At 77.0% G+C, this 14,841-nt stretch carries 1 protein-coding gene (cut by a window edge); it reads left to right on the top strand.

The window, feature by feature from the left end; genetic code table 11:
* Positions 1–4: 4 nt before the first annotated feature.
* A protein-coding gene (locus tag LPU61_RS05495) for a type I polyketide synthase (protein WP_229404315.1) crosses the window boundary here: on the top strand, positions 5–14,841 show its start. It continues 15,214 nt past the right edge of the window; only the first 14,837 of its 30,051 coding nucleotides appear in the window; its start codon is at positions 5–7; its stop codon lies off the right edge, out of view.

The raw sequence follows: 14,841 nt of genomic DNA on the forward strand, positions 1-14,841 counted from the left end.
ACTGATGTCCACGTCTGCAGATAAGGTCGTCGAGGCGCTTCGGGCTTCGCTCAAGGAGACCAGCCGGCTCAAGCAGCTCAACCAGCAGCTGACGGCGGCGGCCCGGGAGCCGATCGCCATCGTGGCGATGTCCTGCCGCTACCCGGGCGGGGTGTCGTCGCCGGACGAGCTGTGGGACCTGGTGGCCGCAGGCGGCGACGCCATCGGCGGCTTCCCCGCCGACCGGGGCTGGGACCTGGACAACCTGTACGACCCGGAGGCCGGCCGGGTCGGCCGTTCCACCACCCAGCAGGGCGGGTTCCTCTACGAGGCGGCCGAGTTCGACGCCGACTTCTTCGGCATCAGCCCCCGCGAGGCCCTGGCCATGGACCCGCAGCAGCGGCTGCTGCTGGAGACCTCGTGGGAGGCGTTCGAGTCGGCCGGCATCGCCCCGTCGTCGGTGCGCGGGCAGAAGGTCGGCGTGTTCGTCGGCACCGCCGCCAACGGCTACGGCGTCGGCCAGGACGGCGGCGCGGACGGCGCCGACGAGGGCTACCTGCTCACCGGCACCGCCACCAGCGTCGTCTCCGGCCGCATCGCGTACGCGCTGGGCCTGGAGGGGCCGGCCGTCACCGTGGACACCGCCTGCTCGTCGTCGCTGGTCGCCCTGCACCTGGCCTGCCAGGCGCTGCGGTCCGGCGAGTTCGATCTGGCCCTCGCGGGCGGCGTGACCGTGATGGCCACCCCCAGCGCGTTCGTCGGGTTCTCCCGGCAGCGCGGCCTCGCCTCCGACGGGCGGTGCAAGTCGTTCGCCGCCGCCGCCGACGGCACCGGCTGGGCCGAGGGCGTCGGCCTGCTCCTCGTTGAACGGCTCTCCGACGCCCAGCGCAACGGCCACCGCGTCCTCGCCGTGGTGCGCGGCTCCGCGATCAACCAGGACGGCGCGTCCAACGGGCTCACCGCCCCCAACGGGCCGGCGCAGCAGCGTGTCATCCGGCAGGCGCTCAGCAACGCCCGGCTCGCCCCCGCCGACGTGGACGCCGTCGAGGCCCACGGCACCGGCACCACCCTCGGCGACCCGATCGAGGCGCAGGCGCTGCTGGCCACCTACGGGCGGGACCGCGACGGGCACGACCCGCTGTGGCTCGGCTCGATCAAGTCGAACATCGGGCACAGCCAGTCCGCCGCCGGCATCGCCGGGATCATCAAGATGGTCATGGCGATGCGGCACGGGCTGCTGCCGGCTACCCTGCACGTCGACACCCCGTCGCCGCACATCGACTGGTCGGCCGGGGCCGTGTCGCTGCTCACCGAGCCCCGGCCCTGGCCCGAGGTGGACCGGCCGCGCCGGGCCGCCGTGTCGTCGTTCGGCATCTCCGGCACCAACGCCCACGTCATCCTCGAACAGGCCGACGCCGCGCCCGCCCCCGGCGTACCCGAGGACCGGCCCGGCCTGCTCGCCGCGCCCGCCGCCACCGTGTGGGCGCTGTCCGCCCGGTCCACGGCGGCCCTGCGCGCCCAGGCCGCCCGTCTCGCCCGCTACGTCCGCGCCCGCGCCGGCCTCGACCCGGCCCGGCTCGCCTGGTCCCTCGCCGCCACCCGCTCCGAGTTCGAGCACCGGGCCGCCGTCGTCGCCGCCGACCCGGCGCAGCTCCTCGCCGGCCTCGACGCCCTCGCCGCCGGCACCCCCGCCGGGACCGTCGTCACCGGCGTGGCCGGCGAACCCGGCGAGGGACCCGTCTGGGTCTTCCCCGGCCAGGGCGCCCAGTACGTCTCGATGGCCGCCGGCCTGATCGGCACCTGCCCCGTCTTCGACGAGGCCCTCGCCGAGTGCCAGGCCGAGTTCGACCGCTGGCTCGACGTGGACCTGGTCGCCGTCCTCACCGGCGCCGACGAGTCGTGGCTGACCCGCACCGAGGTCGTCCAGCCGGCCCTGTTCGCCGTCGGCGTCGGCCTGGCCCGGGTGTGGCGGCACGCCGGCCTCACCCCCCGCGCCGTCGTCGGCCACTCGCAGGGCGAGATCGTCGCCGCCCACGTCGCCGGGGCGCTCTCCCTCGCCGACGCCGTCAAGATCCTCGCCCTGCGGGCCCGCGCCCTCGCCGGCATCGCCGGCACCGGCGCGATGGTCGCGGTCGACCTGCCCGCCGCCGAGGTCGCCGGCCGGCTCCCCGACGGGCTGAGCGTCTCCGTCGTCAACGGGCCCACCGCCACCGTCGTCTCCGGCCCGCCGCAGGCCGTCGCCGACCTGGCCGCCGCGTACGCCGCCGAGGGCGTACGCGCCCGGATCATCGACATCGACTACGCCTCCCACTCGCCGGCCGTGCAGCCCGTCGCCGACCGGATGCGCGCCGACCTGGCGGGCGTCGTGCCCGGCGACGCCGACGTGCGGATCCTCTCCACCGTCACCGGCACCTGGATCGACGGCGCGGCCCTCGACGCCGACTACTGGGCGGAGAACCTCCGCCGGCCGGTGCTGTTCGACACCGCCGTGCGCACCGCCGTCGACGCCGGACACACCGACTTCGTCGAGGTCTCCCCGCATCCGGTGCTGAGCATGTCGCTCACCGCGATCCTCGACGACACCGGCACCACCGGCCGGGCCCTGGCCACCCTGCGCCGCGGCGAGGACGCCGCCGCGCGGCTGCTCACCAGCCTCGCCGCCGCCCACGCCCACGGCCTCGCCGTCGACCTGCGCCGCGTCCTCGCCCCCGCCGACGCCCTGGTCGACCTGCCCACCTACGCGTTCCAGCGGCAGCGCTACTGGCCCGAGCGGACGGCCGCCGCCACCGCCACCGGACCGGTCAGCCCCGACGTCGTCGACGTCGAGTTCTGGTCGGCCGTCGAACGCGCCGACGTGGCCGCCCTCGCCGCCCAGCTCGACGGCGCGCCCGCCGACCTGGAGGTGCTCGCCCCGGCGCTGCCCGTGCTGTCGTCGTGGCGCAAGGCCCGGCTGCAGCGCGCCGTGCTCGACGGCTGGTCGTACCGGATCGTCTGGAAGCCCGCCGGCCCGCCCGCCGGCCCGACCGTGGCCGGTGACCTGCTCGTGGTCCTGCCGGCCGGCGACGCCACCGTGGCCGGCTGGGTGGACGCCCTCGAAGCCGCCCTTGCCGACCCGGCCGCCGCACCGGGGTCCGCCCCCGACGGCCGGCGGGTGCGGCGCGTCGCCGTCGACCCCGCCGGGGCCACCCGCGAGGAGCTGGCCGCCGCCCTCGCCGCGCACCGGGACGCGCCCCTGGCCGGCGTGGTGTCGCTGCTCGGCCTCGCCGACGACCAGTACCCGGACCACCCCGGCATCCCCACCAGCCTGGTCGCCACCACCCGCCTCGTGCAGGCGCTGCGCGACGCCGACCTGCCCGCCCCGCTGTGGTGCCTCACCGTCGGCGGCGTCGGCACCGACCCGGCCGAACCGGTGGCCAGCGCCGCCCAGCACGCCCTGTGGGGCCTCGCCCGGGTCGTCGGCCTGGAACACCCCGGCCAGTGGGGCGGCCTCGTCGACCTGCCCGCCGCGCCCGACGCCGCCTGCTGGGCCGAGGTCGCCCGCATCCTCGTCGGCGGCGGCGACGAGGACCAGTTCGCCGTCCGCCCCTACGGCACGTTCGTGCGCCGCCTCGCCCGCGCCACCACCCGCACCGCCGGGCGGGTCACGACGTGGCAGCCGCGCGGCACCATCCTCGTCACCGGCGGCACCGGCGCGATCGGCGCGCAGGCCGCCCGCTGGCTCGCCGCCAACGGCGCCGAACACCTGGTGCTCACCAGCCGCCGGGGACTCGCCGCCGCCGGCGCGGCCGAGCTGGCCGACGAGCTGACCGCCACCGGCGTACGGGTCACCGTCGCCGCCTGCGACATGGCCGACCGCGAGCAGGTCGCCGCCCTCGTCGCCGGCCTCGACGACGTCGCCCCGCTCACCGCCGTGCTGCACGCCGCCGGCATCACCCAGCTCACCGCCCTCGTCGACACCGACCTCGACGTCCTCGACCACGTCATGGCCGGCAAGGTCGCCGGGGCGGTGCACCTCGACGAGCTGCTCGGCGACCGGCCGCTCGACGCGTTCGTCACGTTCGCCTCCATCTCCGGTGTGTGGGGCAGCGGCGGCCAGGGCGCGTACGCGGCCGCGAACGCGTACCTCGACGCGCTCGCCGAGCAGCGCCGCGCCCGGGGACTCGCCGCCACCTCCGTCTCCTGGGGTGCCTGGGCCGAGGGCGGCATGGCCACCACCGAGGAGGCGCAGCGACTGCTCAGCCGGCGCGGCCTCAACCCGATGCAGCCGGCCGCCGCGCTGCTCGCCCTGCGCCGCGCCGTCGAGCACGGCGAGACCTGCCTCGTCGTCGCCGACGTCGCCTGGGAACACTTCGCCCCCGCCTACGCGTCCGCCCGGCCCCGCCCGCTGCTCGACGACATCGCCGAGGCCCGCGACGCCCTCGCCGCCCGCCCCGCCGACGGCATCACCGACCACGCCGCCGCCCTGCGCCGCGACCTGGCCGCCGTGACCCGCGCCGAACGCGACCGGCAGCTCACCGACCTGGTGCGCGGCCACGCCGCCGCCGTCCTCGGCCACACCGGCACCGACGCGGTCAAGCCGAAGCGGGCGTTCAAGGAGCTGGGCTTCGACTCGCTGACCGCCGTGGAGCTGCGCAACCAGCTCACCGCCGCGACCGGGCTGGCCCTGCCCACCACCCTCATCTTCGACTACCCCAACCCGGCCGCCCTCGCCGGGCACCTGGCCGCCCTGCTGCGGCTCGACGACGCCGCGCCCGCCGCCGGGACCCCCGGGGGCGGCACCGGCCCGGCCGCCGCCGACGAACCCATCGCCATCGTCGGCATGAGCTGCCGCTACCCCGGCGGCGTCAGCGACCCCGACGGGCTGTGGGACCTCGTCGCCTCCGGCCGCGACGGCATCACCGAGTTCGCCCCCGACCGGCACTGGGACCTCGACCGGCTCCTCGCCGCCGACCCCGACGCGCCCGGCCGCTCCTACACCCGGCACGGCGGGTTCCTCGACGGAGCCACCGACTTCGACCCCGTCTTCTTCGGCATCTCCCCCCGCGAGGCCCTCGCCATGGACCCGCAGCAGCGGCTGCTGCTGGAGGCCACCTGGGAGGCGTTCGAGCAGGCCGGCGTCACCCCCGACAGCCTGCACGGCACCCCCACCGGCGTGTTCGTCGGCGCGTCCCCGTCCGGCTACGGCACCGGCGACGAGACCCCCGACCTGGACGGCTACCGGCTCACCGGCGGCGCGCACAGCGTCATCTCCGGCCGCGTCTCCTACACGTTCGGCCTGGAGGGCCCGGCCGTCACCGTCGACACCGCCTGCTCGTCGTCGCTGGTGGCCCTGCACCTGGCCGTGCAGTCGCTGCGGCAGGGCGAGTGCGACCTCGCCGTGGCCGGCGGCGTGACCGTCATGGTCACCCCCGGCGCGTTCGTCGAGTTCACCCGGCAGGGCGGCCTCGCCGCCGACGGGCGGTGCCGCTCCTTCGCCGCCGCCGCCGACGGCACCGGCTGGGGCGAGGGCGTCGGCGTCCTCCTCGTCGAACGCCTCAGCGACGCCCAGCGGCGCGGCCACCGGATCCTCGCCGTCGTGCGGGGCTCCGCCGTCAACCAGGACGGCGCGTCCAACGGGCTGACCGCCCCGAACGGGCCGTCGCAGCAGCGGGTCATCCGGCAGGCCCTGGCCAACGCCGGCCTCACCACCGCCGACGTGGACGCCGTCGAGGCCCACGGCACCGCCACCACCCTCGGCGACCCCATCGAGGCGCAGGCGCTCCTGGCGACGTACGGGCAGGACCGCCCCGCCGACCAGCCGCTGTGGCTGGGGTCGATCAAGTCGAACATCGGCCACACCCAGGCCGCCGCCGGCGTCGCCGGGGTGATCAAGATGGTGCAGGCGCTGCGGCACGGCACCCTGCCGGCGACCCTGCACGTCGACGAGCCCACCCCGCACGTCGACTGGACGGCCGGCGCGGTCGAGCTGCTCACCGAGGCCCGGCCGTGGCCGCAGGTGGACCGGCCGCGCCGCGCCGCCGTGTCGTCGTTCGGCGTCAGCGGCACCAACGCCCACGTGATCATCGAGCAGCCGCCCACGCCGGTGGCCGACGACGCGACCGCCGAGCAGCCGCCCGGCGCGACCGTGCAGCGGCAGGACGGCGCGACCGCCGACCGGCCGCACGGCGACGCCGGGCACCCCGCCCCGCCGCTGGTGCCGGTGCTGCTCTCCGCCCGGGGCGAGGACGGCCTGTCCCGCCAGGCCACCCGGTGGGCCCGGCGCTGGGCCGACCGGACCACCGGCGGCGACCTGCCCCGGCTGGTCGACGTCGGCTGGACGTCGCTCGTCGCCCGCACCGCCCTGGAACACCGCGCGGTGCTCCTCACCGCCGACCACGCCGAGCTGGCCGCCGCCCTGACCGCCCTCGCGGCAGGCGAGCCCACCGACGCCGTCGTCACCGGCCGCGCCGCCGACCGGGGCCCCGTCGCCCTGCTCTTCTCCGGCCAGGGCGCGCAGCGTGCCGGCATGGGCCGGGAGTTGGCGGAGTCGTTCCCGGTGTTCGCGTCGGCGTTGAACGAGGTGTGTGGTCACCTGGATCCGCTGCTGCCGCAGCCGCTCAAGGAGGTGCTGTTCGCGGCGGAGGGCTCCGCCGACGCCGCTCTGTTGGACCAGACCGTCTTCACGCAGGCGGGCCTGTTCGCCGTCGAGGTGGCCCTGTTCCGGCTCGTCGAGTCGTTCGGGGTGGTGCCGGACTTCGTCGGCGGGCACTCGGTCGGTGAGATCACCGCCGCGCACGTGGCGGGGGTGCTGTCCCTCGCGGACGCGTGTCAGCTCGTGGCCGCCCGGGGCCGCCTGATGCAGGCGTTGCCGGCCGGGGGCGGGATGCTCGCGGTCGCTGCGGCCGAGGCCGAGGTGGCGGAGTCGATCGCCGGTCGGGCCGACGTCGGGATCGCCGCCGTCAACGGGCCCACCTCCGTGGTGGTCTCCGGCGCGGTCGCGGCCCTGGACGAGGTCGAGCAGCTCTGGCAGGGCCGGGCCGTCCGCACCCGCCGGCTGGCCGTCAGCCACGCGTTCCACAGCCCGCTGATGGAACCGATGCTGGCCGAGTTCCGGGCGACCCTGGAGACGCTGACGTTCGCCGCGCCGCTCGTGCCGGTCGTGTCGAACCTGACCGGGGCGCTCGCCGACGCCGACGACCTGCGTACCGCCGACTACTGGGTGCGGCACGTCCGCGAGGCCGTCCGCTTCGCCGACGGGGTCGCCGCGCTGCGCGCCGCCGGGGCGGACACGTTCGTCGAGATCGGCCCCGGCGCGGTGCTCACCGCCCTGGTCCGCGAGACCCTGACCGGCGACGAGCTGCTCGCCGTCCCGGCCCAGCGCCGCGACCGCGCCGAGCCCCGCGCCCTGCTCGCCGCCCTCGCCGAACTGTACGCCGCCGGATCCACCGTCGACTGGGCCCCGCTGCTCGCCGACGCCGCCCCGATCCGGGTCGACCTGCCCACGTACGCGTTCGCGCGGGAGCGCTTCTGGCTGCGGCCCGCCGGCCGCGCCTCCGACGTCTCCGGGGCGGGCCTCGGCGCGGCCGGGCACCCGCTGCTCGCCGCCGCCGTCCGGCTGGCCGGCGAGGACGCGGCCGTGCTCACCGGCCGGCTCTCCGTCGCCGCCCAGCCGTGGCTGGCCGACCACGTGGTCGCCGGCGCGGTCGTCGTCCCCGGCACCGCGCTCGTCGAACTGGCGCTGCGCGCCGGCGACGAGTTCGGCCCCTGCCGGGTGGGGGAGCTGACCATCGCGACCCCGCTCGTGCTCCCCGCCCAGGGCGCGGTGCGCGTCCAGGTCCGCGTCGGCCCCCGCGACGGCCTCGGCGGACGGGCCGTCACCGTGCACTCCCAGCCCGACCACGACCCCGACGGCGACTGGGTGCGGCACGCCGAGGGCCTGCTCACCGCCGTCGAACCCACCGCCGACGCCGGCCTCGGCGCGTGGCCCCCCGCCGCCGCCGTCGAGGCCGACCTCGCCGGCTGGTACGACGCCCTCGCCGGCCACGGCATGACGTACGGGCCGGTGTTCCAGGGCCTGCGCCGCGCCTGGACGGCCGGCGACGACACCGTCTACGCCGAGGTGACCCTGCCCGCCGCGACCGCCGACGGCAGCGCCGGCTTCGGCGTGCACCCCGCCCTGCTCGACGCCGCCCTGCACCCCACCGCCCTGCTGCCCGGCGACGGCACCACCGGCCCCAAGGCCCCGTTCGCGTTCGCGGGCGTCCAGGTGCACGCCGTCGGCGCGGACACCCTCCGCGTCCGGCTCACCCGCGCCGGCACCGCCGTGCGGCTGCTCGCCGTCGACGACACCGACCGGCCCGTGGTCACCGTCGACTCCCTCGTCCTGCGCGAGATGACCGGCGGCGACCCGTCGGCGGCCACCCTCGCCGCCCGGTCGCTGTTCCGCGTCGACTGGCGGGCCGAGCCGCTCGCCCCCGCCGACGCGCCCCGCGCCGCCCTGCTCGGCCCCGCCACGCCCGCGCTGCCCGGCGTCCCCGCGTACCCGGGCGTCGCCGAGCTGGCCGCCGCCGGCGACGTACCCCCGCTGGTCCTGCTGCCCGTGTCCGCCACGCCCGCCGGCCTGCCCGCCGACGCGCTGCCCGCCGACGCGCTGCCCGCCGCCGTGCGGGCCGGCACCGCCGCCGTGCTCGCCGCCGTCCAGGCGTGGCTCGCCGCCGACGCCCTCGCCGACACCCGCCTCGCGGTGGTCACCCGGGGCGCGGTCCGGGCCACCGACGCCGACCCCGCCGACGAGCTGACCGGCGCGGCCGTGTGGGGCCTGCTGCGCGCCGCCCAGTCCGAGCACCCCGGCCGGATCGTTCTGGCCGACCTCGACCGGGACCTCGACGCACCCGCCGTCGCGCTGCTCGCCGCCGCCGCCGACGACCCGGCTGCGGCGCAGCTCGCCGTCCGCGCCGACACGATCCTGACCCCCCGTCTGGTACGCGCCGACACCCCACCCGCGCCCGCCCGACGTCCCCTCGGCGGCACCGTCCTCGTCACCGGCGGCACCGGCGCCCTCGGCGCGCTGCTGGCCCGGCACCTCGTCACCGACCGGGGCGTGGACTCCCTCGCCCTGGTCAGCCGGCGCGGCCCCGCCGCCGACGGGGCGGCCGACCTCGCCGCCGAGCTGACCGGCCTCGGCGCGCGGGTCGACGTGCTCGCCTGCGACGTCACCGACCCCGACGCCGTGCGTGCCCTGGTCGGGCGGCTCACCGCCGACGGTGGTCGGCTCGCCGGGGTGGTGCACACCGCCGGGGTGCTGGACGACGCGGTGGTCACCGGCATCGACGCCGACCGGCTGGCCCGGGTCCTCGCGCCGAAGGTCGATGCGGCGTGGCACCTGCACGAGGCCACCGCCGGCCTCGACCTCGACCTGTTCGTGATGTTCTCCTCCATCGCCGGGGTCCTCGGCTCCCCGGGCCAGGGCGCGTACGCCGCCGCCAACCACTTCCTCGACGCGCTCGCCGCCCACCGCCGGGCCCGGGGCCTGACCGCGCACTCCCTGGCCTGGGGCATGTGGGACACCGACGGCATGGCCGCCACCCTCAGCGCCGCCGACCGGTCCCGGGTCACCCGCTCCGGCCTCGGCCTGATCAGCGGGCCCGTCGGCGTAGCCCTGTTCGACGCCGCCGTCGCCGCCGACGCCGCCGCGCTCGTCCCCGCCGTCGTCGACGTGCCGGCGCTGCGCGCGGCGGCCACCGCCACCGGCGTACCGCCGATGCTACGCGCCCTCGTCGGCACCGCGACCGCCCGGCGGCAGGCCGGCGGCGGCGCGGCCGGCGGCTGGGCGCAGCGCCTCGCCGCGCTCGCCCCCGACGAGGCCCGCGCCCAGGTGGACGTGCTGGTGCGGGGTCTGGTCGCGCAGGTGTTGGGGCATGGTGGTGCGGAGGCGGTGCCGGCGGATCGGGCGTTCCGGGAGTTGGGTTTCGACTCGTTGACGGCGGTGGACCTGCGTAACCGGGTCAACGCGGCCACGGGGCTGCGGCTGGCGTCCACGCTGGTGTTCGACTACCCGACCCCGACGGCCCTCGCCGCGCACGTGCACGAGCAGCTCACCGGCGTGACCGCCGACCGGCCCGAGGCGGTCGCCGCCACCGGCGGCGGCGACGAGCCGATCGCGATCGTGGGCATGGCCTGCCGTTATCCGGGCGGGGTGGCCAGCCCCGACGACCTGTGGGCGCTGCTGGCCGACGGCGGGGACGGGATCTCCGAGTTCCCGGCCGACCGGGGATGGGACCTGGAGTCCCTCTTCCACCCCGACCCCGACCACCCCGGCACCTCCTACGCCCGGCACGGCGGTTTCCTCGCCGGGGCGGCGGAGTTCGACCCTGCCTTCTTCGGCATTTCGCCGCGTGAGGCGATCGCGATGGATCCGCAGCAGCGGTTGCTGCTGGAGGCGTCGTGGGAGACGTTCGAGTCCGCCGGGGTCGACCCGGCGCGGGTGCGGGGCAGCCGCACCGGCGTCTTCGCCGGCCTGATGTACCACGACTACGCCTCGCAGGTGCAGGAACTGCCGGAGGGCCTGGAGGGCTACATCGGCACCGGCAACTCGGGCAGCGTCGTCTCCGGACGCGTCGCCTACACGTTCGGCCTGGAGGGGCCGGCCGTCACCGTCGACACGGCGTGCTCGTCGTCGCTGGTCGCATTGCACCTCGCCGTGCAGGCGTTGCGGTCGGGGGAGTGCGACCTGGCGTTGGCCGGCGGCGTGACGGTGATGGCGACGCCGGGGACGTTCGTGGAGTTCTCGCGGCAGCGGGGGTTGTCGGCCGACGGGCGGTGCAAGTCGTTCGCCGCGTCGGCGGACGGGACGGGCTGGTCCGAGGGTGTGGGCATGCTGCTGGTGCAGCGGCTCTCCGACGCCCGCCGCGACGGCCGGCGGATCCTCGCCGTGGTGCGGGGCACGGCCGTCAACCAGGACGGTGCGTCGAACGGCCTGACCGCCCCGAACGGTCCGTCGCAGCAGCGGGTGATCCGGCAGGCCCTGGCGAACGCGCGGCTGGCTCCGGCCGACGTGGACGCTGTCGAGGCCCACGGCACCGGCACCACCCTGGGTGACCCGATCGAGGCGCAGGCGCTGCTCGCCACCTACGGGCAGGACCGGGCGACCCCGCTGCTGCTGGGCTCGATCAAGTCGAACATCGGGCACACCCAGGCGGCCGCCGGGGCCGCCGGGATCATCAAGATGATCATGGCGATGCGGCACGGGGTGGTGCCCCGCACCCTGCACGTCGACGAGCCGTCCCCGCACATCGACTGGACGGCCGGCGCCGTCGAACTGGCCACCGAGGCCCGGCCGTGGCCCGAGACGGGCCGCCCCCGCCGCGCCGCCATCTCCTCGTTCGGGGTCAGCGGCACCAACGCGCACGTCGTCATCGAGCAGCCGCCCGCCGACCCCCGGCCCGCCCGACCCGGCGAGGCGGCGGTGCGCTCCGGCGACGCGTCCGCCCACACCGGCGACGCGCACCCGGCGGCCGTGCTGCTGTCGGGCCGCACCCAGGCGGCCCTCGCCGCCCAGGCCGACCGCTGGGCCCGCTGGCTCGCCGCCGACCCGACCCCCCGCCCCGCCGACGTGGGCTGGTCGTCCGTCGTCACCCGGGCCACCCTGGAACACCGCGCCGTGCTCGCGGCAGCCGACCGCGACGAACTCCTCGCCGGGCTGCGCGCCCTCGCCGCCGGCGAACCGGCCGGCACCGTCGTCACCGCCGCCGCCGGCACCCCCGGCGGGCAGCTCGCCGTCCTCTTCTCCGGCCAGGGCGCGCAGCGGGCGGGCATGGGTCGGGAGTTGTACGCGTCGTTCCCGGTGTTCGCGTCGGCGTTGGACGAGGTGTGTGGTCACCTGGATCCGGTGCTGCCGCAGCCGCTGCGGCCGGTGCTGTTCGCCGATGAGGGTTCCGCCGAGGCGGGTCTGTTGGATCAGACCGTGTTCACGCAGGCGGGGTTGTTCGCGGTCGAGGTGGCGTTGTTCCGGCTGGTGGAGTCGTTCGGGGTGGTGCCGGACTTCGTCGGTGGGCACTCGGTCGGTGAGATCACGGCCGCGCATGTGGCGGGGGTGTTGTCCCTGGCCGACGCGTGTCAGCTCGTCGCGGCGCGGGGTCGGTTGATGCAAACGTTGCCGGCCGGCGGCGGGATGCTGGCGGTCAACGCGGCCGAGGCCGACGTAATCGAGTCGATCGCCGGTCGGGCCGACGTCGGGATCGCCGCCGTCAACGGGCCGTCGGCCGTGGTCGTCTCCGGTGCCGTCGAAGCTCTGGACGAGATCGAGGAGGCGTGGCGGGACCGGGGCGTGCGCACCCGCCGGCTCGCCGTCAGTCACGCGTTCCACAGTCCGTTGATGGAGCCGATGCTGGCCGAGTTCCGGGCCGTCCTCGACGGGCTGTCGTTCCGGACGCCGCTCGTGCCGGTCGTGTCGAACCTGACCGGGGCGCTCGCCGAACCGCAGGAGCTGACCCGGGCCGACTACTGGGTGCGGCACGTCCGCGAGGCGGTTCGCTTCGCCGACGGGGTCGCTGCGTTGCGGGCCGCCGGGGTGGGCACGTTCCTGGAGGTCGGGCCGCAGAGCGTGTTGACGGCCATGGCCGCCGACGTGCTGCCCGGCGACGAGGGCGTGCTGACCGTCGCCGCCCAGCGCCGCGACCGGCCCGCCGCGCGGGCGCTGCTCGCCGCGCTGGGCGAGCTGCACGTCCACGGCGTGCCCGTCACCTGGACCCAGTGGTATGCCGGCACCGAACCGCAGCGCGTCGACCTGCCCACGTACGCCTTCCAGCACGAGCGGTACTGGCTCGGCATCGGCCGCGCCCGCGCGGGCGACGTCACCGGCGCCGGCCTCGGCGCTGCCGGGCACCCCCTGCTCGGCGCGGCCGTCACCGTCGCCGGCGAGGACATGGTCGTGCTCACCGGCCGCCTCTCCGTCGCCACCCACCCGTGGCTCGCCGAGCACACCGTCTCCGACACGGTCGTCGTCCCCGGCACCGCCCTCGTGGAGTTGGCCGTCCGGGCCGGCGACGAGGCGGGCGTCTCCCGTCTCCGGGAACTGACCATCGCCGCGCCACTCGTGCTGCCCGCCACCGGCGGCGTACGCGTCCAGGTGCGCGTCGGCGCGCCCGACCCGACCGGCGCCCGACCCGTCGCGGTGCACGCCGAGACCGACGGTGACTCCGGGTGGATTCGGCACGCCGAGGGTGTGCTGGAGCCGGTGGCGGCCGAGGAGCCGGTGGTGGGGGCGTGGCCGCCGGCGGGCCTGCCGGAGGTGGACCTGTCCGGTTGGTATGCGGGTTTGGCGGATCTCGGCCTGGTCTACGGGCCGGTGTTCCGCGGGCTGCGTCGGGTGTGGGCCGGCGACGGCGAGGTGTTCGCCGAGGTGGCCCTGCCCGATGAGGTGGAGGGCGCGGCGGCGTTCGGGGTGCATCCGGCGTTGCTGGACGCGGCGTTGCATCCGATCGGGCTGTTGCTGGCCGACGAGGGGCCGGCAGGGGCGCGGGTGCCGTTCGTGTTCTCGGGTGTGCAGGTGCACGCGTCGGGTGCGCGCCTGTTGCGGGTGCGGTTGACGCGGTCGGGCTCTGAGATCCGTCTCGTCGCGGTGGACGAGTCGGGTGCGCCGGTGGTGTCGGTGGACTCGATCGTGTTGCGTGAGTTGACCGGGGTGGGCGTCGCGAGCGCGGCGTCCCGGTCGCTGTTCGAGGTGACCTGGCAGGCTGCCGACGTCGCCCCGGCCGCCGACCCCGCCGGCTGGGCGCTGCTGGCCGGCGAGGACCTGCCGGCGATGCTGCCCGGCCTGCCGGCGTACCCCGACGTGGCGGCCCTGCTGGCGGCGGTGGCCGCAGGGGCCGACGCCCCGCGCGCCCTCGTGTTGCCGGTCGCCGCCGCCCCCGACGCCGCCCTCCCCGAGGCGGTGCGGGCGGTCACCACCGGCGTCCTCGCGGCCATCCAGGCGTTGCTGGCCTCCGACGCGCTCGCCGACACGCGACTCGTCGTCGTCACCCGGGGCGCCGTGGCCGCCGGGCCGGACGATCCGGTCGCGGACCTCGCCGGCTCCGCCGTGTGGGGCCTGCTCCGCTCGGCGCAGACCGAGCACCCGGGCCGGATCGTCCTCGCCGACGTCGACGGCGACCTCGACGGGCACGCCCTGGGCCTGCTCACCCGGGCCGCCGACGACGCCGTCGTGGGCGGTCAGGTGGCGGTGCGTTCGGGTGGGGTGTGGGTGCCCCGCCTGGTGCGCGCGTCCACGTCGGAGACGCCGGTGACCGTCGGCGACGGCGCGGTGCTGGTGACCGGTGGTATGGGCGCGTTGGGCGCTCTGGTCGCGGAGCATCTGGTGTCGGCGCACGGAGTGCGGTCGCTGGTGCTCGTGTCGCGCCGGGGCCGGGCTGCTGCCGGCGCGGACGCCGTGGTCGAGCGGCTGGCGGGCCTGGGCGCGTCGGTGGAGGTGTCGGCCTGTGACGTGACGGACGCCGAGGCCGTGCGTGCTCTGGTCGGCCGGCTCACCGCCGACGGTGGTCGGCTCGCCGGGGTGGTGCACACGGCGGGTGTTCTCGACGACGCGGTGGTCACCGGCATCGACGCCGGCCGGCTGGCCCGGGTCCTCGCGCCGAAGGTCGACGCGGCGTGGCACCTGCACGAGGCGACGGCCGGCCTCGACCTGGACCTGTTCGTGGTGTTCTCGTCGATCGCCGGGGTCCTCGGTTCGCCGGGCCAGGGCGCGTATGCGGCGGGGAATGCGTTCCTGGATGGTCTTGCGGCGTTCCGGCGGCGGGCTGGTCTGCCGGCGGTGTCCCTGGCGTGGGGAATGTGGGACACCGAGGGGATGGCGGCGTCGATCGGTGACGCGGACCGGGCGCGTTCGGC

This window comes from Micromonospora sp. NBRC 110038 (assembly GCF_020884815.1).
Classification (GTDB): domain Bacteria; phylum Actinomycetota; class Actinomycetes; order Mycobacteriales; family Micromonosporaceae; genus Micromonospora; species Micromonospora haikouensis.